Annotated in this window: 23 protein-coding genes and 1 tRNA gene; 10 read left to right on the plus strand and 14 right to left on the minus strand. The window is 65.9% G+C overall.

Annotated features, from left to right (window positions below):
• Positions 1–61 precede the first annotated feature (61 nt).
• The 4 genes from typA to metK all read left to right on the plus strand — a co-directional run bounded on the left by typA (position 62) and on the right by metK (position 5,417).
• Entirely contained in the window at positions 62–1,882 is a 1,821-nt protein-coding gene (gene typA / locus E4191_RS08000) for a translational GTPase TypA (RefSeq protein ID WP_135312946.1), read from the plus strand.
• A 252-nt stretch (positions 1,883–2,134) separates the two neighbouring features.
• On the plus strand, positions 2,135–2,779 hold the full coding sequence (locus E4191_RS08005; protein ID WP_135312947.1) for a TetR/AcrR family transcriptional regulator: 645 nt from the start codon (positions 2,135–2,137) through the stop codon (positions 2,777–2,779).
• Between the two features lie 71 nt (positions 2,780–2,850).
• Positions 2,851–4,236, plus strand: a complete 1,386-nt coding sequence (gene ahcY, locus E4191_RS08010; protein WP_228461165.1) for an adenosylhomocysteinase — start codon at positions 2,851–2,853, stop codon at positions 4,234–4,236.
• Between the two features lie 2 nt (positions 4,237–4,238).
• Positions 4,239–5,417, plus strand: coding sequence for a methionine adenosyltransferase (gene metK / locus E4191_RS08015; RefSeq protein WP_135312949.1), 1,179 nt, complete (start codon positions 4,239–4,241; stop codon positions 5,415–5,417).
• Positions 5,418–5,469: 52 nt separating this feature from the next.
• On the opposite strand, the gene E4191_RS08020 is transcribed toward metK, so the two are convergent.
• The 3 genes from E4191_RS08020 to ypfJ all read right to left on the minus strand — a co-directional run bounded on the left by E4191_RS08020 (position 5,470) and on the right by ypfJ (position 7,515).
• Positions 5,470–5,826, minus strand: coding sequence for a DUF4870 family protein (locus E4191_RS08020; protein ID WP_135312950.1), 357 nt, complete (start codon positions 5,824–5,826; stop codon positions 5,470–5,472).
• A gap of 9 nt (positions 5,827–5,835) precedes the next feature.
• On the minus strand, positions 5,836–6,297 hold the full coding sequence (locus E4191_RS08025; RefSeq protein WP_135312951.1) for a type II toxin-antitoxin system RatA family toxin: 462 nt from the start codon (positions 6,295–6,297) through the stop codon (positions 5,836–5,838).
• 381 nt (positions 6,298–6,678) lie between these two features.
• Positions 6,679–7,515 (minus strand): KPN_02809 family neutral zinc metallopeptidase, encoded by an 837-nt coding sequence (ypfJ, locus tag E4191_RS08035; RefSeq protein WP_135314383.1) that lies wholly within the window; start codon positions 7,513–7,515, stop codon positions 6,679–6,681.
• A 149-nt stretch (positions 7,516–7,664) separates the two neighbouring features.
• On the opposite strand from ypfJ, the gene E4191_RS08040 reads away from it, so the two are divergent.
• The 4 genes from E4191_RS08040 to E4191_RS08055 all read left to right on the plus strand — a co-directional run bounded on the left by E4191_RS08040 (position 7,665) and on the right by E4191_RS08055 (position 12,725).
• Entirely contained in the window at positions 7,665–8,243 is a 579-nt protein-coding gene (locus tag E4191_RS08040) for a YqaA family protein (RefSeq protein WP_135312953.1), read from the plus strand.
• A complete protein-coding gene (locus E4191_RS08045; protein WP_135312954.1) occupies positions 8,240–8,707 on the plus strand; it encodes a disulfide bond formation protein B in 468 nt (155 codons plus the stop codon). The genes E4191_RS08040 and E4191_RS08045 overlap by 4 nt, the downstream gene beginning before the upstream one ends.
• A 104-nt stretch (positions 8,708–8,811) precedes the next feature.
• Positions 8,812–11,571, plus strand: a complete 2,760-nt coding sequence (gyrA, locus tag E4191_RS08050) for a DNA gyrase subunit A (RefSeq protein WP_407947010.1) — start codon at positions 8,812–8,814, stop codon at positions 11,569–11,571.
• A 62-nt stretch (positions 11,572–11,633) separates the two neighbouring features.
• Entirely contained in the window at positions 11,634–12,725 is a 1,092-nt protein-coding gene (locus tag E4191_RS08055) for an AI-2E family transporter (protein ID WP_228461167.1), read from the plus strand.
• Between the two features lie 70 nt (positions 12,726–12,795).
• On the opposite strand, the gene E4191_RS08060 is transcribed toward E4191_RS08055, so the two are convergent.
• From E4191_RS08060 to E4191_RS23730, 5 genes are all read right to left on the minus strand, one after another.
• Positions 12,796–15,267, minus strand: a complete 2,472-nt coding sequence (locus tag E4191_RS08060; protein WP_135312955.1) for a DUF3772 domain-containing protein — start codon at positions 15,265–15,267, stop codon at positions 12,796–12,798.
• A gap of 8 nt (positions 15,268–15,275) precedes the next feature.
• Positions 15,276–16,307: a cysteine synthase A gene (locus E4191_RS08065; RefSeq protein WP_135312956.1), complete on the minus strand. Its 1,032-nt coding sequence runs from the start codon at positions 16,305–16,307 to the stop codon at positions 15,276–15,278.
• A gap of 106 nt (positions 16,308–16,413) precedes the next feature.
• Complete coding sequence (locus tag E4191_RS23720; RefSeq protein WP_176562663.1) at positions 16,414–17,001, minus strand: NUDIX domain-containing protein; 588 nt, start codon at positions 16,999–17,001, stop codon at positions 16,414–16,416.
• Positions 16,947–17,483 (minus strand): hypothetical protein, encoded by a 537-nt coding sequence (locus tag E4191_RS23725; RefSeq protein ID WP_176562664.1) that lies wholly within the window; start codon positions 17,481–17,483, stop codon positions 16,947–16,949. Before E4191_RS23725 ends, E4191_RS23720 begins: the two co-directional genes overlap by 55 nt.
• The gene (locus E4191_RS23730; RefSeq protein WP_176562665.1) at positions 17,480–18,361 is read right to left on the minus strand and encodes a DUF2059 domain-containing protein; all 882 of its coding nucleotides are present in this window, start codon (positions 18,359–18,361) and stop codon (positions 17,480–17,482) included. The genes E4191_RS23725 and E4191_RS23730 overlap by 4 nt, the downstream gene beginning before the upstream one ends.
• Positions 18,362–18,469: 108 nt before the next feature.
• Here E4191_RS23730 and E4191_RS08075 point away from each other — a divergent pair.
• Positions 18,470–18,559: transfer RNA gene (locus tag E4191_RS08075), tRNA-Ser, on the plus strand.
• 587 nt (positions 18,560–19,146) lie between these two features.
• Here E4191_RS08075 and E4191_RS08080 read toward each other — a convergent pair.
• On the minus strand, positions 19,147–19,950 hold the full coding sequence (locus tag E4191_RS08080) for a phosphotransferase (protein ID WP_176562666.1): 804 nt from the start codon (positions 19,948–19,950) through the stop codon (positions 19,147–19,149).
• A gap of 561 nt (positions 19,951–20,511) precedes the next feature.
• On the opposite strand from E4191_RS08080, the gene E4191_RS08085 reads away from it, so the two are divergent.
• The gene (locus tag E4191_RS08085) at positions 20,512–21,186 is read left to right on the plus strand and encodes a DUF2270 domain-containing protein (RefSeq protein WP_135312958.1); all 675 of its coding nucleotides are present in this window, start codon (positions 20,512–20,514) and stop codon (positions 21,184–21,186) included.
• Between the two features lie 101 nt (positions 21,187–21,287).
• Here E4191_RS08085 and E4191_RS23735 read toward each other — a convergent pair whose 3' ends face one another.
• The 5 genes from E4191_RS23735 to E4191_RS08105 all read right to left on the minus strand — a co-directional run bounded on the left by E4191_RS23735 (position 21,288) and on the right by E4191_RS08105 (position 23,336).
• The gene (locus E4191_RS23735; protein WP_176562667.1) at positions 21,288–21,572 is read right to left on the minus strand and encodes a hypothetical protein; all 285 of its coding nucleotides are present in this window, start codon (positions 21,570–21,572) and stop codon (positions 21,288–21,290) included.
• A complete protein-coding gene (locus tag E4191_RS08090; protein ID WP_135312959.1) occupies positions 21,544–21,771 on the minus strand; it encodes a hypothetical protein in 228 nt (75 codons plus the stop codon). Before E4191_RS08090 ends, E4191_RS23735 begins: the two co-directional genes overlap by 29 nt.
• A gap of 159 nt (positions 21,772–21,930) precedes the next feature.
• The gene (locus E4191_RS08095) at positions 21,931–22,479 is read right to left on the minus strand and encodes a hypothetical protein (RefSeq protein ID WP_135312960.1); all 549 of its coding nucleotides are present in this window, start codon (positions 22,477–22,479) and stop codon (positions 21,931–21,933) included.
• A 196-nt stretch (positions 22,480–22,675) separates the two neighbouring features.
• Positions 22,676–23,014, minus strand: coding sequence for a hypothetical protein (locus E4191_RS08100; protein WP_228461169.1), 339 nt, complete (start codon positions 23,012–23,014; stop codon positions 22,676–22,678).
• A gap of 55 nt (positions 23,015–23,069) precedes the next feature.
• Positions 23,070–23,336, minus strand: coding sequence for a hypothetical protein (locus E4191_RS08105; RefSeq protein WP_135312962.1), 267 nt, complete (start codon positions 23,334–23,336; stop codon positions 23,070–23,072).
• Positions 23,337–23,419: the final 83 nt, after the last annotated feature.

The raw sequence follows: 23,419 nt of genomic DNA on the forward strand, positions 1-23,419 counted from the left end.
GCTGGCATTCACGGCCCTTATCGGCTAGGGCAGCCGCGAAACCTATAGATTTAAGGCTGTCATGGATATCCGCAACATCGCCATCATCGCCCACGTCGACCACGGCAAGACCACTCTGGTGGACCAGCTGCTGCGTCAGTCGGGGTCGTTCCGGGACAATCAGGCCGTCGCCGAACGGGCGATGGACAGCAACGACATCGAACGCGAACGGGGCATCACCATTCTTGCGAAAGCCACCTCGGTCGAGTGGAAGGGCGTGCGTATCAACATCGTCGACACCCCCGGCCACGCCGATTTCGGCGGCGAGGTCGAGCGCATCCTGTCGATGGTCGACGGGGTCTGCCTGCTGGTCGATGCCGCCGAAGGCCCGATGCCGCAGACCAAGTTCGTGCTGTCCAAGGCACTGGCCCTGGGCCTGCGCCCCATCGTGGTGCTGAACAAGGTCGACAAGCCCGCCGCCGAGCCGGACGAGGTCCTCAACGACGTGTTCGACCTGTTCGCCAACCTGGGCGCGACCGACGAGCAGCTGGACTTCCCCCATGTCTATGCCTCGGGCATCGGCGGTTGGGCCGATGATACGCTGGACGGCGAGCGCAAGAACCTGGACGCGCTGTTCGACCTGATCACCCGGCATGTGCAGCCGCCCAAGCAGATGTCGCGCTCGGACGAGCCGTTCCAGATGCTGGCGACCACGCTTGGCGCCGACCCCTTCCTGGGGCGCCTGCTGACGGGCCGCGTCGAGGCGGGCCGCGCCAAGGCGGGCGACTCGCTGAAGGCGATGTCGCGCGACGGCGAAAAGCTGGAGACGTTCCGGATCAGCAAGATCCTGGCCTTCCGCGGCCTGACCCAGACCACCATCGACGAGGCCGAGGCCGGTGACATCGTCACGCTGGCCGGCATGTCCAAGGCGACCGTGGCCGACACGCTGTGCCATCCCGATGTCAGCGACGCCCTGCCCTCGCAGCCGATCGATCCACCGACCATCAGCGTCACCTTCGGCATCAATGACAGCCCGCTGGCCGGTCAGGATGGCAAGAAGGTGCAGTCCCGCGTCATCCGCGCCCGCCTGATGCAGGAAGCCGAGATCAACGTCGCCATCAAGGTCGAGGACACGCCGGGCGGCGAGGCCTTCGTCGTCTCGGGTCGCGGCGAACTGCAGATGGGCGTCCTGATCGAGAACATGCGCCGCGAGGGCTTCGAGCTGTCGATCTCGCGCCCCCGCGTGATCTACAAGGAAGAGGACGGTCAGCGCCTCGAGCCGATCGAGGAGGTCATCATCGACGTCGATGACGAATATACCGGCGTGGTCATCGAGAAGCTGACCGGAGAGCGCAAGGGCGATCTGGTCGAGATGCGTCCCGCCGGCGTCGGCAAGACCCGCATCGTGGCCCATGTCCCGGCGCGCGGTCTGATCGGCTATCAGGGCGAGTTCATGACCGACACGCGCGGCAACGGCGTGCTGAACCGCATCTTCCATGGCTGGGCCCCCCACAAGGGCGCCATCCAGGGCCGCCGTCAGGGCGTCCTGATCAGCATGGAGAACGGCGTGTCCGTGTCCTACGCGCTGTGGAAGCTGGAGGATCGCGGCAAGTTCTTCATCGGCGCGCAGGAGCAGCTCTATACCGGGATGATCATCGGCGAGCACTCGCGCGACAACGATCTGGAAGTGAACCCGCTGAAGGGCAAGCAGCTGACCAACGTCCGCGCCTCGGGCACGGACGAGGCGGTGCGCCTGACGCCGCCGGTGCGCATGTCGCTGGAAGAGGCCATCGCCTATATCAACGACGACGAGCTGGTCGAGGTCACGCCCAAGAACGTCCGCCTGCGCAAGCGCCATCTGGATCCCAACGAGCGCAAGCGCGTCGCCCGCTCGGGCGCCTGATCCCCGATCGCCCGACCTGAAGGAACCGCGCGCTTGAAATAAGCGCGCGGTTTTGTCTATTATAAGTTGTCGCGCATTTGACACTTCGTGATAAGGTGAAGTCCGGGCGGGCCGTGATGCCCTGAACTTGCGGTCTTTTTCGACGCCCGGATGATCGTCACTGCGTGAATTGGGCTTGGCCCGGGCCCGCCACCAGTGTTTTGTCTGCTGTTGTTTCTCGGGTCAGAACAGCGCCGCAAACCGGGTCCCGACATGAGCGATATGACACCTTCGGACAAGCGCCTCGGCCTGCACGAACAGGCCATCAGCGCCGTGCTGATCCTGATGGAACAGCGCCGGTTCCAGCAGGCCACGGTGGACGAGGTGGCGCTGGCCATCGACACCCCGATCGAGCGGTTGCGGCGGCTCTTTCCCGATGACGACGCCCTGCTGATCGCCAGCATCGAGCAGTCGCTGGTCGTGCTGATGGATGTCAGCCGCCGCGCGGTCGTCCAGGTCGATCCCGACGACGCGCTGGCGCAGTTCACCGCCCTGGCCGACGCCTATCTGGACTGGGCGGCGGTCCACCACGTCCAATTCCGCATCCTGTCGGATTGCGATCCCGCCTTCCTGCTGCAGACGGTGACGCTCAAGCGCTATATCGACGGCATGACCGACCTAATGACCCGCATGATGACCCGGGCGCGCGACGACGGCCGTCTGCACCCGCGCGAGGACATCCCCCTGCTGGTCCTGTCGGCGCGCAGCTATGCTTACGGCCTGGCGCGGATGATCGTGGATGGACGGATGCAGGACTGGGCCCCCGACAGGGACCCGGTCGTCATGGCCAAGGAGCTCAGCCGGGACTTCGTCCTGCGGATCGCCCGCAGCAGCCGGCAGGACCCCTCCAATACGTGACAGTTTGACCCTTTCGATGACCGGGGGCTTGCGGTATCCCGATGCCAACCTGGAATGACGAAAGAGCAGCCGTGACCGATTACATCATCAAGGATATCGCCTTGGCCGATTACGGCCGCAAGGAACTGGACATCGCCGAGACCGAGATGCCGGGCCTGATGGCCCTGCGCGCCGAATATGGCGAAGCCAAGCCCCTGGCGGGCGCCCGGATCGTGGGCTCGCTGCACATGACCGTTCAGACCGCCGCCCTGATCGAGACGCTGACCGCCCTTGGCGCCGATGTCCGGTGGGCCTCGTGCAACATCTATTCGACGCAGGACCACGCGGCGGCGGCGATCGCCAGGTCCGGCGTCCCGGTCTTTGCCATCAAGGGCCAGTCGCTGGAAGAGCATTGGGATTATCTGGACCGGTCGTTCCAGTTCCCCGAGGGCGCCAACCTGATCCTGGACGATGGCGGCGACGCGACGCTCTACGTGCTGCTGGGCGCGCGGGCCGAGGCGGGCGAGGACATCATCCCCGTGCCGGAATCCGACGAGGAAACGGTGATCAAGGCGCAGATCGCCAAGCGCATGGCGCAGTCCCCGGGCTGGTTCACCAAGACCCGCGACCAGATCCTGGGCGTGTCCGAGGAGACCACCACCGGCGTGCACCGCCTGTACGACCTGCAGAAGAAGGGCCTGCTGCCCTTCCCCGCGATCAACGTGAACGACAGCGTCACCAAGTCGAAGTTCGACAACAAGTACGGCTGCAAGGAATCGCTGGTCGACGGCATCCGCCGCGCCACCGACGTGATGATGGCCGGCAAGGTCGCGGTCGTCTGCGGCTATGGCGACGTGGGCAAGGGCTCGGCGGCGTCGCTGCAGGGCGCGGGCGCCCGCGTGAAGGTGACCGAGGTCGATCCGATCTGCGCGCTGCAGGCGGCGATGGACGGCTTCGAGGTGGTGACGCTGGAGGATGTGGCCGACAGCGCCGACATCTTCATCACGACGACCGGCAACCGCGACGTGATCCGATTGGAGCACATGCGCGAGATGAAGGACATGGCCATCGTCGGCAATATCGGCCATTTCGACAACGAGATCCAGGTGGCCAGCCTGCGCAACCACAAATGGACCAACATCAAGGACCAGGTGGACATGATCGAGATGCCCTCGGGCAACCGCATCATCCTGCTGTCCCAGGGCCGCCTGCTGAACCTGGGCAATGCCACGGGCCATCCGTCCTTCGTGATGTCGGCCAGCTTCACCAACCAGGTGCTGGCGCAGATCGAGCTGTTCACCAAGGGCGACGACTACAAGCCCGGCGTCTACATCCTGCCCAAGGCGCTGGACGAGAAGGTCGCGCGCCTGCATCTGGAGAAGGTCGGCGCCAAGCTGTCGACCCTGTCGACGGAACAGGCCGCCTATATCGGGGTTGCGCCCGAGGGACCCTTCAAGTCCGACCATTACCGGTATTGATCATGACAGAATATTCGCTGTTCACCTCGGAATCCGTGTCCGAGGGCCATCCCGACAAGATTGCCGACCAGATCTCGGACGCCATCCTCGACGCCATCCTGGCCGAGGATGCGCGCGCCCGCGTCGCCTGCGAGACGATGGTGAAGACCGGGGTGGCCATCATCTCGGGCGAGATCACGACCAGCGCATGGGTGGATCTGGAATCCATCGTGCGCGGCGTCATCACCGATATCGGCTACAACTCGTCCGATGTGGGCTTCGACGGGGCGACCTGTTCGGTGATCAACATCATCGGCAAGCAGTCGCCCGAGATCAACCAAGGCGTCGACCGGGAAAGCCTGGAAGAACAGGGCGCGGGAGATCAGGGCCTGATGTTCGGCTATGCCTCGGACGAGACGGACGTGCTGATGCCCGCGCCGATCACCTATGCCCACCGACTTGTGGAACGCCAGTCCAAGGTCCGCCGGGACGGTACCCTGCCCTGGTTGCGCCCCGACGCCAAGTCGCAGCTGACCCTGCGCTATGACGCCGAGGGTCGCCCCGAGGGGATCGACGCGGTCGTGCTGTCCACCCAGCACAACCCCGAGATCAGCCTGGCCGACCTGCGCGAGGCGGTGATCGAGGAGATCATCCGCCCCGTCCTGCCCGCCGAATGGCTGTCGGGCGACACCAAGTACTTCATCAACCCGACCGGCAAGTTCGTGATCGGCGGTCCGGTGGGCGATTGCGGCCTGACCGGGCGCAAGATAATCGTCGACAGCTATGGCGGCATGGCCCGACATGGCGGCGGCGCCTTCTCGGGCAAGGATCCGTCCAAGGTGGACCGCTCGGCCGCCTATGCGGGCCGGTGGGTCGCCAAGAACATCGTGGCGGCCGGGCTGGCCCGGCGCTGCGAGATCCAGGTCAGCTATGCCATCGGCGTGGCCGAACCCACCTCGATCAGCCTGAACTGCTTCGGGACGGAGACCGTGCCGGTGGGCCGGATCGTGGATGCGGTGCGCGAGGTCTTCGACCTGCGCCCCTTCGCCATCATCCGCGAACTGGACCTGTTGCACCCGATCTATCAGCCGACCGCCAGCTATGGCCATTTCGGCCGCGCGCCTTACGCGCTGAACGGCGCCACCGCCTTCAGCTGGGAGGCCACCGACCGGGCCGAGGCGCTGAAATCCGCGCTGACCTGAGAGGGCGGCGCTGACCGGAACGATCAGGGCCGCCCCGAGGGGCGGCCCTTCTTCAATAGGCCATGATGCCGAAATGCTTGGTGCCCGTGATCGGCTTGCCGTCATTGGCCAGAAGAAAGCCCGAGATCACCCGGATCAGCCCCCAGATCGCCAGGAAGGCCCAGATCAGGAAGCCGATCCCCACCACCATCGTCACGAAGGCGAGGATCGCGATGGCGAGGCTGATCCAGAAGGTGCGGATCTGGAAGGTCAGGTGGCTGTCCAGCACCGGGTCCCTGCCCCGCGCGACATAGGCATAGATCACGCCGACCAGCGTGGTCAGCGCCACGACGTAGCCCACGGCATAGAGGCCGTAGACGATCTTGGCAGGCATCAGGTCGGGGGCGGTGGTGGTCTGGGACGGGGTCATTGGGCTACCTCATGCATAGAGCTTGCGGGCGCGATCCTCGAAGGCGCGGACGATGCGCGACATCGCCTCGTGGAAGACGACGCCGATCAGCCGTTGCAGAATGGCATTCTTGAACTCGAAATCCACATGGAATTCGACATGGCAGCCGCCCTCGGGCCGGTCGGTGAAGGTCCAGCCGCTGCGCATGTAGCGAAACGGGCCGTCCAGATATTCCGTGTCGATCTGCAGCGGCCCCGGCCCGTCCGCGGGCCACAGCACGACGCGGCTGCCGAAACGCTCGCGGAACACCTTGAAGCTGATGACCAGATCGGCGGTGATCTCCTCGGCGCCGTCGGGACGGGTCTCGCGCGTGCGGATGCGGGCCGCGCTGTTCCACGGCAGGAACTGCGGATAGCTTTCCACATCAGCGACCAGATCGTACATCTGGCGCGCGGTATAGGGCAGATTTCGGTTGTCTCGATGGTTCGGCACGGGCTGGCTCTTGAGTTTTGGCGCGTCGTCTGGTTTCGCTGTCGCGAGGATTTAACAGGCGAGGCGCAAGATGCACAACCTGATGTGGCTGGTTCGAGCCGCAAGATGGGTTCGCAACCCCCCAAGTGCCAAGATGGTGATGATGGTCTTTGGCATCATCGCCGTCGCGCTGGTCATCGCGGGGGTCGAATGGATGGGCTGGTGGCCCGAATGGGCGACGATGGACCGCCAGCCGCGCTTCCCGCGCTGAGGATCAGTCCTTCTTGACGGGCTGGGCGCGCGGCCGGGGCGCCCCCAGGGCCAAGGTGATGCCGAAGGCCGACATCAGGCCGACAAAGGTCAGGATCAGGGTCATGGTAGCCTCCGCTTGGGGTCGGGCGGTCACAGGATGCCGGCGCCGAAGGTGTCACATTCTCTCATGTCGCCCGAGTCGAACCCGCGCATCAGCCATTCCTGACGTTGCGCACCCGAGCCGTGGGTGAAGCTGTCGGGAACCGGCGTCCGGCCCGCATTGGCCTGGATCACATCGTCCCCCACGGCCGCGGCGGCGCGCATCGCCTCGTCCAGATCGCCAACGTCCAGCGTGCCGAAACGTTCCTGCGCGTGGCGCGCCCAGATCCCGGCATAGCAGTCGGCCTGCAGCTCGGTCGCGACCGACACCAGGTTCGCCTCGGCCTCGGGCAGGGATCCGCGCGCGGCGTTCACCTCGCCCAGCACGCCGGTCAGGTTCTGGACGTGGTGGCCGACCTCGTGCGCGATCACATAGGCCGCCGCGAAATCCCCGCCCGCGCCCATCCGTTCGGCCATCATGTCGAAGAAGTCGGTGTCCAGATAGACGCGCTGGTCGCCCGGGCAGTAGAACGGCCCCATCGCCGAGGAAGCGCCGCCGCAGGCCGATTGCACCACACCTCGGAACAGCACCAGCGTCGGGTCCTGATAGGCCAGTCCCGCCTGGTCCTGCAGGACCGGCTGCCAGATCTCTTCGGTATCGGCCAGCACGACCGAGACGAACTGGCCCCATTCCTCGTCGCGTTCGGTCAGCTCGACCTCGCCCTGCTGCTCCTGGCCCATGCCTTGCACCAGGGGCGACACGTCGATGCCGAAGAAATAGCCCACGGCCAGCACGACCAGCGTGCCGGCGATGCCGATCCCTCCGGCCCGGCCCATGCCGCGCCGATCCTCGACATTGCTGCTGCCCCGTCGTCCCCGCCACTGCATCCCGAACATCCCCCCGATCTCTGCTGCGCCGAACGCGCCGGTCTGCGCCGGGTTCCGTTCCATCACAGCGCCGCGACAGGGGCCGCATCGGACTTGACGCCGGGGGCCTGCAGGGGGAAGGACGGGGAAAACCCAAGCGGGGGACCGGGATGCTGCGGAGGCTTTACGACTGGACCATGGGGCTGGCCGGCCACCGGCATGCGGGCACGTCGCTGTTCGCGGTCAGCTTCATCGAAAGCTCGGTCTTTCCGATCCCGCCCGACGTGCTGATGATCCCCATGGTGCTGGCGCAGCGCGCGCGGGCCTGGGCGATCGCCGCCATCGCCACGGCGGGGTCGGTGCTGGGCGCGCTCTTGGGCTACTGGATCGGGGCGGTGTTGATGGACACGGTCGGCCAATGGATCCTGACCGCCTATGGCAAGGAGGCCGCGTTCCAGGACCTCAGCCTGCGCTTTGCCGAATACGGGGGCTGGGCCGTGCTGTTCGCGGCGCTGACGCCCTTTCCCTTCAAGGTCATCACGATCTTTTCGGGCGCGGTGGGGCTGTCCCTGCCGCTGTTCATTGCGACCTCGATCCTGGGGCGCGCGGGGCGGTTCTTCGTCGTCGCGGGCCTGTTGTGGAAATTCGGCGTGCCCATCCGCGACTTCATCGAGCGGCGCTTGGGCCTGGTGTTCACCATCTTCATGGCCTGCCTGATCGGCGGGTTCGCGGCAGTGAGGTTCCTGTGACGGGCAGACAGCTTTCCCTTTTCGCCGGGGCCGGATCGGCCCTTCTGCTGATCGCCGCGCTTGGCTTCCAGGCGGTGGGCTATGCGCCTTGCGAGCTGTGCGTCCTGCAACGCTGGCCGCATGTGGCGGCGGCCCTCGTCGCCGGGCTGGTCTGGTGGACGGACCGGGTCCGGGCGCTGGCGGTGCTGGGCACGATCGCGGCGGCCACGGCGGCGGGCGTCGCGCTGTATCACGTGGGCGTCGAGATGACCTGGTGGGCGGGGCCCACGCATTGCTCGGGCGGGATCGGCGATCTGTCCCGCATGTCGACGCAGGACCTGATGACCCGCCTGCAATCGGCCCCGGTGGTCAGCTGCACCGAGGTCGCCTGGTCCTTCCTGGGCGTGTCGATGGCGGGCTGGAACGCGATCCTGTCGGCCGGACTGGCGGGCCTCTGGGCAATCGCTGCCCGCAAGGGCGCCTGAGGCCCCGAAAAGCGCCGCTTTCGGGGCATCGGCGGCGGGGGCGCGATTGCCCCCCGGCACCGGCTCGGCTATACCCAATCCCAACTAGATGTTGAGGAATACCCGTGGCCGACACCCCAGAAGACGATCTGCCCGAAACCCCCGAAGAAGGCGCGACGGCGCGCGTGGTCATGCATCACGACGGCCCGGTGATCGACATCTCGGCCGAGATGCGGACATCCTATCTGGACTATGCGATGTCGGTGATCGTCAGCCGGGCGATCCCCGACCTGCGCGACGGGCTGAAGCCGGTGCATCGCCGCATCCTCTATGCGATGGACGAAAGCGGCAACACGTCCGACAAGCCCTATCGCAAGTCGGCGCGGTCGGTGGGCGACGTGATGGGCAAGTACCACCCGCATGGCGACAGCGCGATCTATGACGCGCTGGTACGGATGGCGCAGACCTTCTCGATGTCGCTGCCGCTGCTGGACGGCCAAGGCAACTTCGGCAGCATGGACGGCGATCCGGCGGCGGCGATGCGCTATACCGAAGTGCGCATGGACAAGCCCGCGAACTTCCTGCTGATGGATATCGACAAGGACACTGTCGATTTCCAGGACAACTATGACGGCAAGGACCGCGAGCCGACCGTCCTGCCGGCGCGTTTCCCGAACATGCTGGTCAACGGCGCGGGCGGCATCGCCGTCGGCATGGCCACCAACATCCCGCCCCATAATCTGGGCGAGGTGATCGACGCCACGCTGGAGCTGATCGCGGACCCGGACCTGCCGACCGAACGCCTGCTGGAGATCATTCCCGGCCCCGACTTCCCCACCGGCGCGACCATCCTGGGCCGCTCGGGCGCGCGCAAGGCCTATCTGGAGGGGCGCGGCAGCGTCATCATCCGCGCGAAAACTCATATCGAGGAACCGCGCAAGGACCGCTTCGCCATCGTCGTGGACGAGATCCCCTATCAGGTGAACAAGTCCACCCTGATCGAGCGGATCGCCGAGCTGGCCAAGGAAAAGCGGGTCGAGGGCATCGCCACCGTCCAGGACGAATCCGACCGCCACGGCGTCCGCGTCGTCGTGGAACTGAAACGCGATGCCACGCCCGAGGTGGTGCTGAACCAGCTGTTCCGCTTCACCTCGCTGCAGACGACCTTCGGCTGCAACATGCTGGCGCTGAACGGCGGCAAGCCCGAGCAGCTGGCGTTGCGCGACTTCCTCACCTATTTCATCAGCTTCCGCGAGGAGGTCGTGGCCCGGCGCACCGCCTATGAGCTGCGCCGCGCCCGCGAACGCAGCCATGTGCTGTGCGGTCTGGCCGTCGCGGTCAGCAATGTCGACGAGGTCGTGGCCACCATCCGCAGCAGCGCGGATGCCGCCGAGGCCCGCGAGAAGCTGATGACGCGTCCCTGGCCCGCGCATGAGATCGTCGAATACCTGCGCCTGATCGACGACCCCCTGCATCCGGTGAACGAGGACGGCACCTACAACCTGTCCGAGGTTCAGGCCCGTGCCATCCTGGACCTGCGCCTGCAGCGCCTGACCCAGATCGGCGTCAAGGAGGTCACGGACGAGCTGCAGTCGCTGGCCGACAGCATCCGCGACTATCTGGCGATCCTGGCGTCTCGCGACCGGATCATGCAGATCATCTCGGACGAACTGCGCGAGGTGCGCGGCCTCTTCGCCGTGCCGCGCCGCACCGAGATCGTCGACTGGTCCGGCGACATGATGGACGAGGACCTGATCGAGCGCGAGGACATGGTCGTGACCATCACCTCGGGCGGCTACATCAAGCGCACCGCGCTGGCCGAGTTCCGCTCGCAGCGGCGCGGCGGCAAGGGCCTGTCCAGCATGGCCACCAAGGAAGACGACGTGGTCACCACGCTGTTCGTGGCCAACACCCATACCGAACTGCTGTTCTTCACCACCGATGGCATGGTCTATCGGATGAAGACCTGGCGGCTGCCGCTGGCGGGGCGCACCTCGAAGGGCAAGGCGATGGTCAACATCCTGCCGATCGGCGCGGGAGTCAGCATCGCGGCCCTGCTGCCGATGGATGCGCCCGAGACCGAATGGGACAACTATCAGGTGGTCTTCGCCACCGATGACGGCGACGTGCGCCGCAACGCCCTGTCCGATTTCACCAACATCATGCGCAATGGCAAGATCGCGATGAAGATGCCTGACGGTGTCACGCTGGTGGGCGTGCGTCTGGCGACCGAATCCGACGACATGATGCTGGTCACCGGCATGGGCCGTGCGATCCGTTTCCCGACCACCGCCATCCGCGTCTTCAAGAGCCGCGATTCGACCGGCGTGCGGGGCATCCGTCTGGCGGATGGCGACAAGGTCGTCAGCATGTCCGTCATCCGCCATTTCGAGGCCGAGCCCTCCGAACGCATGGCCTATCTGAAGATGCGCCGCGCGGTGGCCGGCGCGCTGGATGACGGGGCCGAGGCGGACGAGGATGACGATACCGTCGAGGGCACCGTGACCCAGGAACGCTATATCGAGATGTCGGCGGCCGAAGACCTGATCCTGACCATCTCGGCCAAGGGCTCGGGCAAGATCAGCTCCAGCCACGATTACCCGGTGCGCGGTCGCGGGGGCCAGGGCATCATGGCCATGGACCGCGCGATGCGGGGCGGGCCGCTGGTCGCCAGCTTCCCCGTCGAGGGCGACGACCAGATCATGCTGGCGACCTCGACCGGGCAGTCGATCCGGGTGCCGGTGCAGGGGATCAGCTTCCGGTCCCGCAGCGCGGGCGGGGTCAAGGTCTTCAACACCGCCGCGGCCGAGGTCGTCGTCTCGGTCGCCCGCATCGCCGAGCAGGGCGATGCCGAAATCGCCGAGATCGCCGACGATCAGGACTGACACCGACCGACCCGATCCCGCCAGCCGGGGTCGGGTTTTTCTTCAGCGCCGCGAGGACCTGCGTGGACCATTCGAACGAGACCGTGCTGCGCGAGCGGCTGCAGACCGGGTTTCTGGGCCTGATCGCCTTTTCGCTGCTGATGTTCATGCTGGTGCAGGCCAAGTTCATCCTGATCTCGCTGGCCATCGCGATCATCCTGTTCTCGCTGACTTCGGACGCGATCTACGCGATCTCGACCCGGCTGCGGGTCCCGAACTGGCTGGCCACCACGCTGGCGCTGATCGGCATCGCGCTTGGGCTGCTGTGGATCTCGACCACCATCGTCGCGCAGGTGAACGAGGTCGTCTTCCTGGCCATCGCCTATGCCGAGCAGGCGCAGGCCGCCCTGCCCGCCCTGACCGAACGCCTCGGTCCCGAGGCGCAGGAGCGGATCATGACCGCGCTGACCAACTTCAACATCACCGGCTGGATCCGGTCGCTGGCGGGCCAGGCCTCGGGCCTGCTGTCGGGCAGCGTGCTGGTGATCCTGTTCGTGGGCTTCATGTTCGCCGAGCAGGTCTGGTTTCCCGTCAAGATCGAACGCCTGGCCGAGGATCCCGAGCGCGCCCTGCAGATCCGCCGGATCATCGCCTCGATCATGCACCGGGTGAACCGCTATCTGGTCGTGAAGACCGGCGTCAGTGCGGTGACGGCGGTCATCGTCTGGATCATCTTCCGCGTGGCGGGGCTGGAGCTGGCGATGGCGGTGGCGACGCTGACCTTCATTTTGAACTTCATCCCCTCGGTCGGCTCGATCGTGGCGACGGTGATCGCGACGATTCTGGCCTTCGTGCTGACCGGCGACACGACGCTGACGCTGATCGTGGGCGCGCTGTGCAGCATCACGCAGTTCCTGATCGGCAACATCTTGGATCCGATGCTGCTGGGGCAGACGCTGCGCCTGTCCAGCTTCGGCATCATCCTGTCGCTGGCCTTCTGGGGCGCGATCTGGGGCGTGCCGGGGATGTTCCTGGCCGTGCCGATCATGGTCGCGCTGATGATCATCTGCGCCCATATCCCCTGGCTGCGGGGCCTGGCGGTGATGCTGTCGCGCGAGGGGCTGCCCGACGACGGTAGCAGCGACGAGGACGGGGCGCGCAAGTTGGCCGCCTGACGTCGGAGATGCGGATGCGAAAAGGGGCGCACCCGCAGGTGCGCCCCTTTGCCGTGCCGGTCCCGGGGGATCAGCGCCCCGAGTCGAAATCCCCGTCATCGGGCAGTTCGCGGGCGGCGACCGAGGTGTCGCGCGGCTCGGGGGCGGGGCGGTCCGCCGCGACGGGACGCTCTTTCGCCGGGCGCTCCGGTCCCTGGCGCTGACCCGGCAGGGATTCGGGATTGCGCAGCCAGATGTCGCGCTGCGCGAAGGGGATCTCGATCCCCTCCTCGGCAAAGCGCGCGGCGATGGCGTGCAGCAGGTCCGAGGTGACGCCCAAGCCTGTGCCCACATCCGCCAGGATCGCCCGGATCTCGAAATCCAGAGAGTCAGCGCCGAAGGCGCGGAACAGGATCGCCGGGGCCGGGTCGATGGCGACCAGCGGGTGATCCTCGGTGATCTCGCGCAGGATCGCCTCGACCTTGCGGGTGTCGGTGCCATAGGCCACGCCCACCGGGATGATGATCCGCCCGACCTTGTTGTGCCGCGTCCAGTTGGTCACCGGCTGGCTGATCAGGTCGCTGTTCGGAACGATCACCTCGGTCTTGTCGAAGGTCTCGACCTGGGTCGAGCGGACCGAGATGCGCTTGACGATGCCTTGCTGCCCGCCCGCGCTGATCCAGTCACCGACGCTGACCGGGCGTTCGATCAAGAGGATGATGCCGCTGACGAAGTTTGACACGATGTTCTGCAGGCCGAAGCCGATGCCGACCGACAGCGCACCGGCGACGATGGCCAGCGAACTGAGGTCGATCCCCGCCGAGGTGATGGCCATCAGCGCCGCCAGCACGATGCCCACATAGCCCAGGCCCGACACGACGGCATTCTGCCCGCCCGGATCCAGCTTGGTCTTGGGCAGGATCGAGTTGCGCAGCGCCCCCTGCGCGCCCCGGGTCAGCATGTAGCCCACCGCGAAGATCACGAGGAAGGTCAGGATCGCGCCCGGCGACAGGGAAATCCCGCCCAGGCTGATGCCCTGCCGGAAGCTGAGCCAGTATTCGCCCAGCTCTTCCGGGGTCGCGCCCCAGATCACCATGAAGACGGGGATCGAGGCCAGCACAAGTGCGAAACCAGACAGCAGCGGCGCCAGCCCCTCGCGGGCGCCCTCGGCCCCGTGCTGGACCATGTCGAACAGGTCGGCGATGAAATCCTGCAGCAGGATCAGCAGACCCACCAGCGCCAGCGAGAAAAGCCAGGGCCAGATGAACAGGTTGCCCAGATTGACGAAGCCCGCCGCGATGGCCAGCACCGCCAGCGGCGCCACGATCCGGGTCAGGCGCCCGGCCCATGCGACGATCCAGTGGCGATAGGACAGGTCCTGCGTGACCGCATCGCGGGTCAGGCGGCGCAGCACGTTGCCAAGCCGGAACATCGCCAGCGCGGTCGCCACCGCCAGGCCCAGATGCCAGACGCCGGCCGAGGCCTCGCCGAACTGCACCGGCACGCGGCCGACCTGCGCTTCGCCGTGTTCGTAGAGGCCCGACAGCGGCAGGACCGCGCGCGACAGCAGGTGATGGATCGCCATCATCGCGGCCAGCACGGTGACCATCCGCCCGGCCGAGACGCGGGCCGCCTCGCTCATCTGCAGCGAGGTATAGGCGATGGCCTTGCGCGGGAACAGCGCCCGGGCCAGCCAGATGCCCCCGAAGAGGATCATCGCCGCTAAGGGCAGCGCGCTGAGGAAGGGTGTGGTCCATTCCCCGGCCAGCCCGGTGGCCCGGATGGCGCTGATGCCCAGATAGACCCCGGCCAGCGGAATGGCGATCTGGCCAAGCGAGACGACGAAGGCCAGCACGGCGCGCGAATGCTGCGAGGCGCGGGCCGAGAGGCGCGAGGGCAGGTTCACGATCCAGGCGCGGCCATAGGTCAGGATCAGCAGCGCCGCGATCAGATAGGCGCCGACCTGCGGCAGGCGCGGGCGCAGCTCGGCCCAGGTCTCGGGCGTGGCGTCCTGGCCGGTGATCTCACCGGCGACCCCCTCGGCCAGGGTCAGACCGTCCACCGCCGCATCCGCCCAGGAGCTGGGCAGCAGCGGCGAGGGCGACTGCTTGGCCAGTTCCAGCGCCTGGCGCTGTCGGATGATCTCGTCGATCTGGCCGATGATGGAATTGGCGCGGCTGGCGGCCTCGGTCGCGGCCAGGCGCGGGGCCTGGGCGGTAGACAGCTGCGAGGTCAGTTCGGACCGCCGCGCGGCGACCTCCTCGTCCTCGCTCTCGCCCTCGGCGGGCGCGGGACCCAGGGACTCGATCTGATTGCGCAGCGTGGCGATGCGGTCGGCATTGACGTTCTGCCCGGCCTGCAGCCGGTCGCGCCAGTCGACGATGCGCGCACGGGTGCGGGCCAGTTCCTCGTCGGTGGCCTGGGGATTGGCGCTGAGCGCCTCGGCCCGTTCGGCGACCTGTTCCCAGGTCTGGTAATTCACGGTGTCGGCCTGCTGGGCCATGACCGGCACGGCGGTCAGGACCAGCAGTGCCGTCAGAAAAACAGCAATCAGATGTCGCATGAACTCTTTCAGTCTTCGTAAACCTGCGGCAGATCCAGTCCGGGACGGGTCAGCCAGTCGGGAACGGGCAGGCCCTTGGCCTGCAGGAACTCGGGATTGAACAACTTGGTCTGGTAGCGGGTGCCGTAGTCGCACAGGATGGTGACGATGGTGTGGCCGGGGCCCATCTCGCGCGCCATGCGGATGGCGCCGGCGACGTTGATGCCCGACGATCCGCCTAGGCACAGCCCCTCGTCCCTCAGCAGGTCGAAGACGATGGGCAGCGCCTCGACATCCGAGATGCGCCAGCTGAAATCGGGGGTGAAGCCTTCCAGGTTCGCGGTGATGCGCCCTTGGCCGATGCCCTCGGTGATCGAGCTGCCGGGGCTGTCGAACTCGCCGGTCGTGTAGAAGGAATGCAGCGCCGCGCCCTCGGGATCGGCCAGGCCGATCCTGACCCCGCGGGGCTGCAGCGCATCGGCCACCCCGGCCAGCGTGCCGCCGGTGCCCACGGCGCAGACGAAGCCGTCGACGCGGCCATCGGTCTGGTCCCAGATCTCGGGGCCGGTCGTCTCGATATGGGCGCGGCGGTTGGCGATGTTGTCGAACTGGTTGGCCCAGATCGCGCCATTCGGCTCGGTCTTGGCCAAGGCCTCGGCCAGGCGGCCCGAATAGCGGACATAGTTGTTGGGATTCTTGTAGGGGGCCGCGGGCACCTCGACCAGGGTCGCGCCGGCCAGCCGCAGCATGTCCTTCTTTTCCTGGCTCTGCGTCTCGGGGATGACGATCACCGACTTGAAGCCCATCGAGGCGCCGACCAGCGCCAGACCGATGCCGGTATTGCCTGCCGTGCCCTCAACGATGGTGCCGCCCGGGCGCAGCACGCCGCGCGCCACCGCATCCTTGACGATGTACAGCGCCGCCCGGTCCTTGACCGACTGGCCGGGATTCATGAATTCGGCCTTGCCGAGGATCTCGCAGCCGGTCTCGTCGCTGGCGCGGTTCAGGCGGATCAGCGGGGTGTTGCCGATCGCGTCGGCCAGATCAGTGTAGATTCGCATGGCGATCGACCTTCTTTCCGGAGGGAGTCTTGATGCCGGATACCTACACGGGCAGCGATCGGTGGGGCAACCCCGCCGCCTGCCCGTCCGGCACGGGCCAACGGCGCTACGCGGTCCCCAGTTCCCCCCGCAGCCGCTCGACTCGGGCGTCCAGCCACAGCGACAGCGTGGCCAGCGGCCCGTTGGCGATCTGGCCCGCATCGACCAGCGCAGACAGCGCCGCGCGGTCCATCAGGTGGCCGCGGATATCCTCGGCCTCGCCGTCCAGCCCGTGGATGCCCGCGATCCCGTCGGGCAGATCGGCAATGCCGACATATTGATAGAGGAATTCGCAGACCGCCCCCGGGCTGGGATAGGCGTGGAAGGCCGGAACGAGGCGGGTCACCTCCAGCCCGGCCTCTTCCTGGGCCTCGCGCAGGATGGCGGCCTCGGGCGTCTCGCCGGCATCCACGCGGCCCGCGATCGGCTCCAGCAGCCAGGGTTGGGGATCGCCGCGGAGCGCGGGGGCAAAGCGGAACTGCTCGATGATCAGCACGCGGTCGCGGACCGGATCCCACGGCAGCAGCACCGCGGCATCGCCCATCAGGAAAGCCTCGCGCGTCATCGCCACGCTGGTCCCGCCCTGATGCAGCGCATGGGTCAGGTCGTGCCGAGCGACGCCGAAATAGCCCAGGAAGGGCTGGTGGCGCGCCAAGGTGGTGACGGCCCCCCGCCCCGCGGCGCCACGACCCCCTGCCCCGAGGGCGCCATGGCCTGCGCCCGCAGCCGGCTGGCCGCCCAGATGCCGGTCATCGGCAGCCGCCAGGCCAGCAGGTCGGGATCGGTGCCGGGATCGGCATTCAGGATCTGCCGGGCGATCTCGGCCGCCAGCGCCTCGCGCAGGGCGTCGGGCAGCGGATCGCCCTGCCCGCCCGCGCCGAGGCCCAGCACCTCGTGGGCCTGCACTTGCTGCGCCTGCAGCCCCATGACCGCCGCATAGCGCGTCAGGGCGGCGGTCGCCTCGACCTCGACCCCCGGCAGCGCGTCGTCGCTGCCGATCAGCGCGGGCCAGCCGTCGCGGTCGATCCCCGCCCGACCGCCGCCTTCCAAGCGACCAGCCAGGACCACCGGCCGCCCCGACAGATCCAGCGCCGTCATCAGGCCGGGCCGGGCCAGTGCCCCCAGCAGCACGATCACAATTGCCGCCCCTGCAGCCGCAGCGCCGCCGCCAGTCCCATCTCGTACGAGGTGTGCTCGAAGACCCCGTCGAAGCCCGCGAAGACGATCCGCGACAGCGCCTGCCCCTCGGCCGAGGCGGCCCACGCCCCATAGGAGGCCAGCTCGGCATCGCTGAGCGGCGCATAGGCCAGCATCAGGAAGCCCTGCAGCCATGCGGTCGCCTCGGCCTCGATCTGGTCGCGCTGCGCCCAGGCATCTTGCACCATCTGCTGCGGGTCGGGGGTCATGTCGAAGCCGTCCCCTTGGGCAAAGCCGCGCGCGAAGGCCAGCGCCGCATTCAGCCCCCCCGCCACGTTGGGCGAGATCAGGTCGGCCCGGTCGATGATGTCGCGGATGGCCAGCGCGCGCGGTGCCCCTTGGTCCAGCGCCTCGGCGAAGGATTGGCGGGCCAGCGGCTCGACACCTTCCTCCAGCATCGCGCGGCGGGCCGAGATCTCCAGCCCGACGACCTGCTGCCCCAGCTCCGAGGCATGAAAGCCCAAGGCCCGGTCCACGAGACCCGCGTCGGTGCGCGCCAGCGCCTCGGCCAGGCTGTCGCGGAACAGCCGTTCCAGCCGGGCGGGATCGTGGATGCGGCCGACCGTGCGCGCCCAGTCCGGGCCCTGCCCCGCGATCAGCCCCTCGGCCTGCATGCGCGCGGCCTCGCCCACCGCCTCGGCCTGCATCACCGGCATCAGCCGATCCATCCCCAGCACCTGCCACAGCCGGTCGGCCTGCTGCTGCCGGTCGCTGTCCTGCGCCTGCACCCGATGGATGGTCGCGGGCGACCAGTCGGTCCCCGCGGGCGACGGACCCGAGGCGGCCAGCGCCGCCATCAGTCCCAGAATGCTCAGCATGTCCCGCCCTTTCGCGAAAATCTCGGCCTCGGCGGATTTTTCGGTCAAACCCCCTTGCGCTTCAACCCCCACCCCTCTAATTCCGCGACACCACACCAAAATAAGCGCGGAGAGGTGCCGGAGTGGTCGAACGGGGCGGTCTCGAAAACCGTTGAGCCTGCAAGGGTTCCGTGGGTTCGAATCCCACCCTCTCCGCCACATCATCCGTTTAAAGCGTTGTATTCGTTTTGAAATTGGCGATGTCTATATTTTTATTCCCCCAACGCTTCCCCCATTAAATTCTGGCATATGCCGAACGATGTAGGAACGTTCGGGCGCGCTTGATGACGCAGACGCACCCACACCCCCTGTCAAAAACTGCTCCCAGTCAAAATGAGGCAATGGCACGGGTCTAGGGACACTACCCCCCATCTTATTTTTCGGGGGGGCCGGATCTCAGAGAAGCGCGGGAAATCGACGACAGGCAGATGCAACCGCCCAGCCGCGCCGCGCTCGCGTGAGAGACGAAAAACTGTGTTGACAGGAAGCGTGATGACCGAAGCCGGTTCCGCAAGACGCGCGGCGCAGACAATGTGTCCACCCCCGACGCCGCCTTTCCAAATGCCTTGAATTGTGACTGGGTAATTTCATTGCCCGCGCCGGTCCGGCGTGAGAGACCGTAGAACCTTCAATGCTACCCCCCCTTTTTAAAAGCCCCCTAGTCCTTGCTGCAGACCCGTGGGAATGCTTCATTTTCAGAGGCGTTGCGTTCGGCTGGGGGGTATGGGTTCAGTCAAGCCAACTCGCTAGGCCAATTCGCGCAACAGGTTGTCGGTCACGAACCGGGCAACGTGAAGAATTTTTGGCTGTCGCTGCCGCTTGACGAGGGCGTTGGCCAAGCGGCGCGCCATAAACACCGGCAACAGCTGCTCCTTTTCGTCTCTCGAAAGATCAAGCGTGGACAGAAATGGCAGCGCACTGTCCACCGCAATACCCATGTGGGTTGCGGCGCCGGTCTGCGGCAGGTGGTCTTGCACATGCAGCAGGAAGGTCACGCAATCGCGCAGGATCGGCATCCAGGTCTCTCCCTCGATGTCGAAGGCATGGATCGTATTGCCCTGCACACGCAGATTGCCCGGATGGAAATCGCCATGGCTGGCAGCAATGCTGAGCTTGCTGCCGCGCAGCTCGTCGATGCGTTCGGCCTGCCAGCCCGTCAACCGCTGCCACCGCGCAAGATCCAACGGGTTGGCAATTCCCGCAGGGTCCTGCAAAGGACCCAGCATCCGTTGAGCATCAAACGATACGGTCTTACACCTCAATTTCGTAAATTGGGTCAGCCAAGACCCACCCATACCCAAAAGCTGTTCGCGGCGTTCACGTTGCGCCAGCCGGATGGCGGCGCCCATCGGGCACCCCGGTGCCAGCTGCAGGGCAATAAGTCCAGCTTCAGGGTCTGCAGTCATATACCCGGCCACGCGGTTGTTGGTGTTGGTCATCCGGGCCACGGCAAAATCAAGCTCTGCCATCATTCCATGAATGCGTTGATCTGCACCCGGACCCAGCAGGCGTTTGACATAGACAGGATTGCCATCCAGAACGCCACGCACGACTATCCGCTCAGGTACGGACTTCACCAAGCTCTCAAGCCTAAAGTGCTTGAAGCCCGGTCTTTTTCTAAGAAAGGCTTCTAAATGCGCGACCGGAGCAAGTTTGGGGGGCAAGAGCAACAGGGCGGGCCGATAGATGGAACTAAGTCTGCCTATAACGATAATCCTTAGTGGGCTAAATTTTTGACGGTAGGTCGAAGCGGTCTTTCCTCTGACCAATCTGTTTACTTCGCGCGCGTGAGAATGCAAATCCTGTGTTAGCAGACAGCACTTCCAGCCAGGCCGGTCCCGCCTGCACGATGCCGTAGAGTTTGAAACGCCCCCCCTCCACGCTTTGGGATGCCTGCATTCAGCCCAGCGTCGGCAACAGATCGCAGCGTCCCCTGACCAGCCTGTTCAGCGCCCGTTCGGCTCCGTCTAGCTGGCGCGAATGCTCTACGTGTTCCACGTCAATGGCTGGCCTGACGAGATGCGTTCAGCACAACCTACTTTACGCCCTAGCACATTTTTAGTTTTACCCTCGTCGTGCAGCCGTGCGACATTGGAGGGGGAGGCCGGAAGATGACAGAAATTCCTCCTGCGCGGAAGGAACTGAGCGCAGCCGAGATCGGCGCCCTCGCCCACTTGTACCGAGGCGAGGTTTATCGGTCGACGCTTTGGCGACAAAGGCTCGATACTACAACGAACTGGTCAGTGGTAACGCTTGGTGTTGCGCTGTCCATCACCTTCGCCGCGCCCGACGCTTCGCCACTACCGCTGGTGCTCGTCGGCATTCTTATCATGTTCTTCCTCATGCTCGAGGCGCGCCGATATCGCTACTTCAACGTGTGGCGGGCCCGCTGCCGCTGGCTAGAGACGCATTTCTTCGCGCCTATGCTTAAGGAGGGGGACTTGCATCTCGACGAAAGATGGCAGGACAGGCTGGCTGACGATTACCTCCATCCGCGCTATCACGTCAGTTCTGCTGTCGCGATGGGGCGGCGGATCCGGCGCAACTATCTGTGGATCCTGCTCATCCAAGCAACTGCCTATCTTGGTAAGCTTATCGTCCACCCGGATCCAGTCACCAGCATTGACGAATTCCTCTCACGTGCAGACATCGGACCATTGCCCGGGATCGTCGTCTTGGCGCTTGGCCTGCTCTACTGCGTTACATGGGCGGGCATGGCGTTCTGGAGTTGGCAGAGCGACCGCCGTCGCGCCCGGACGCGTCCGGCCCACACTTCGATGGGCTGATGCACCAAGGGCGCTCGGAGCCTTAGCGAAGCGCATGTCAGACCAGACGAGGCAGAACCCCTGTTTTTGCCCGTCCCCCGGTCGTAATCCGCTGCCTCCGGTCAGTGCAGCTTTAGTAAAGAGGCACGGCATTGTTTGACCAGCCTGTCGACCTGCGCGCGCAGCGCCACCGCACCGTGCGACCGTTCGCCGTGCCGAAAGTTCGGGTGCGCGGGGCCTGGTTTCTGGCCACCGCCTGCACCATGAACGCGGCAGACCCGCCAGCCAGTGACAGCCGGGGCGAGGCAAGGCTTGCCCGTGCGCTTGGCGGTGGCGGTGCATCTTGGTGCGGCATTGGCCCGATCAATGGGGTTAGCGTCACCCTTGCCCATCTGCATGCTCATCATTCAACTCTTTACCGAATAGAACGCCGAGACTGCGCTTTCTAGGTGCAGCATGTTCTAAAGCCGCTAACCCCTCCAAAGTATGGCGGAGGTCGTCAAGCGTCACGTTGTCGTTCGCTACGCTGATGATATTCAAAGCTGACTTTGGTATTGTTCCTCCGAACATCTGCCGGACGTCATCAAGGGTAAGCTTGTCCGTCATGAGATAGCCCCTTTCTTTCTCGCGCCTGTGTTCGATAACGTTGAGCATAGCCGATTTTACCGGATTTTCATCAAACTACTCGATCGCGATATGCACTCGCCCACGCGCAGATTGCGGACATCCGCTTTGACCAAGCTTGTTCGGTCTATGGGGTTAGCGTCACCTTTGCCCATCTGCCCGCCCCCCGTGCTGCACATTGCCAACAACCGCCTGACCACCACTTTCCACATTCACCCGCTCCACCCTAACAACCTGCTGCCCCTTGCTGCGATACCGCTTCAACCCGTCAAGCTGCGCTGCGTAGGTTCGGGCCAGCTTGTTCAGCGCCCTTTCGGCTGCGTCCTGTTGGCGCAAGTTCTCAACGTGGTTCAGCCGCCGCGCCATCATCATGGTTGCTTGGTGAATTACTGCCATCTGGGCCAGCAACAGCGTTTCTGCTGCATCGCGGGGGGCCATGCTATCGACAAAGCCCAGCGCGAAGCTGGACGCCTCTGGGTCGATGCGCTGCCCGTGAGACCCAAGGACGGCGGCTTGCTTCACCAGCCCAAGTGACACCTGGGCGTTTCCCGCACCTGCCTTGATCCGTCCATAATCGCCCAACCTTTCGACCCTCAGAACGTCGCCCGCGTCAAATCTCAAGGCGACGGTCGGACCCTCGCGTTTATCCCCGGTGACGGGCACGGGCGGCGTAGTGGTCTTGTCGGTCATGGCTGCACCTTGCATCGCTGGGCATCCTTGCTGCGCACCGCTTGAAGCGTGGGCCTATGGCTTAGATGTAGATATGGCTCAAATACTGCGCCGCCTGTCCGGCAAAATCGCCCCAAGGCGGCCCAGTGATTGCGCCGCTTTGGACGTCGCAGCGTGTCACCGGGCCGGAAGTGGCTCAGTGACTGCGCCGCGCGGCTCAAATTTTGCGCGGGGATTCTGATTTTGCCCGCCATGACATATAGGCTTTCGATGCCGGTTTTCCGTCGCATGGTTCTTCCTCCAAAGCATAAGTGCTGGCCTGCCCGATGCCGGACGGGCCAAGGTGGTGTTCGCCGGTCTTGCGGATGAAGCCGCGCGCCTCCAGTTCCCGGAACCAGCCCGCGACCGTGTTGCGGGCCACGTTCAGCGCCTTGGCCGCATCCCGGTGCGAAAGGTAGAGCGCGCCGTTGTTCGATCCGGTGAAGCGTCGCTTTATTTCGACGTAGAGCGCACGCGGGCCGGGCGGCAGGGTTGCCCATGCCGCGCTGGCCTGCATGTATTCCATAAGCTGCACAAAGCGTCCGGTGCCGCGCTTGTGGCGCTTGTAGGGCCTAGCTGCCACGTTGCACCCCCACAGCGCCCCTCAGCCGCCCGCTGGCGGCATGGAACACCTCTGGACAGTCCAGCCTTCGCCCCGTCAGGGCAGACCAGCGCAGCGCCCACAGCAGCGCGCTGCGGCGGCATGGCGCCAGATAGACCAGCCGTGCATGGGCGCGGTGTTCGGTCAGGTCATAGACCGCGAAGGCAGGGCCGGTGCGCGCTGTCGCGGCGCGCACCTCCACCCAACCGCGCGGCGTGTCGTGCCGCGCCGGGGTCATTCCAGATCCCCCCAAACCATGCGAGCCACAAGCGCTGCCCGTTGCGGTGAAAGACCATAACGCGCGCATAGGAAGGCAATGCG

It is taken from the genome of Paracoccus liaowanqingii, assembly GCF_004683865.2.
GTDB classification, from domain to species: domain Bacteria; phylum Pseudomonadota; class Alphaproteobacteria; order Rhodobacterales; family Rhodobacteraceae; genus Paracoccus; species Paracoccus liaowanqingii.

What these genes read in the sequence shown, in the direction of transcription:
- typA (WP_135312946.1), top strand. Translation starts at nt 62, where the DNA reads ATGGATATCCGCAACATCGCCATCATCGCCCACGTCGACCACGGCAAG.
- E4191_RS08005 (WP_135312947.1), top strand. Translation starts at nt 2,135, where the DNA reads ATGAGCGATATGACACCTTCGGACAAGCGCCTCGGCCTGCACGAACAG.
- metK (WP_135312949.1), top strand. Translation starts at nt 4,239, where the DNA reads ATGACAGAATATTCGCTGTTCACCTCGGAATCCGTGTCCGAGGGCCAT.
- E4191_RS08020 (WP_135312950.1), bottom strand. Translation starts at nt 5,826, where the DNA reads ATGACCCCGTCCCAGACCACCACCGCCCCCGACCTGATGCCTGCCAAG.
- ypfJ (WP_135314383.1), bottom strand. Translation starts at nt 7,515, where the DNA reads ATGCAGTGGCGGGGACGACGGGGCAGCAGCAATGTCGAGGATCGGCGC.
- E4191_RS08040 (WP_135312953.1), top strand. Translation starts at nt 7,665, where the DNA reads ATGCTGCGGAGGCTTTACGACTGGACCATGGGGCTGGCCGGCCACCGG.
- E4191_RS08060 (WP_135312955.1), bottom strand. Translation starts at nt 15,267, where the DNA reads ATGCGACATCTGATTGCTGTTTTTCTGACGGCACTGCTGGTCCTGACC.
- E4191_RS08065 (WP_135312956.1), bottom strand. Translation starts at nt 16,307, where the DNA reads ATGCGAATCTACACTGATCTGGCCGACGCGATCGGCAACACCCCGCTG.
- E4191_RS23730 (WP_176562665.1), bottom strand. Translation starts at nt 18,361, where the DNA reads ATGCTGAGCATTCTGGGACTGATGGCGGCGCTGGCCGCCTCGGGTCCG.
- E4191_RS08085 (WP_135312958.1), top strand. Translation starts at nt 20,512, where the DNA reads ATGACAGAAATTCCTCCTGCGCGGAAGGAACTGAGCGCAGCCGAGATC.
- E4191_RS23735 (WP_176562667.1), bottom strand. Translation starts at nt 21,572, where the DNA reads ATGATGAGCATGCAGATGGGCAAGGGTGACGCTAACCCCATTGATCGG.
- E4191_RS08090 (WP_135312959.1), bottom strand. Translation starts at nt 21,771, where the DNA reads ATGACGGACAAGCTTACCCTTGATGACGTCCGGCAGATGTTCGGAGGA.
- E4191_RS08095 (WP_135312960.1), bottom strand. Translation starts at nt 22,479, where the DNA reads ATGACCGACAAGACCACTACGCCGCCCGTGCCCGTCACCGGGGATAAA.
- E4191_RS08100 (WP_228461169.1), bottom strand. Translation starts at nt 23,014, where the DNA reads ATGCAGGCCAGCGCGGCATGGGCAACCCTGCCGCCCGGCCCGCGTGCG.
- E4191_RS08105 (WP_135312962.1), bottom strand. Translation starts at nt 23,336, where the DNA reads ATGACCCCGGCGCGGCACGACACGCCGCGCGGTTGGGTGGAGGTGCGC.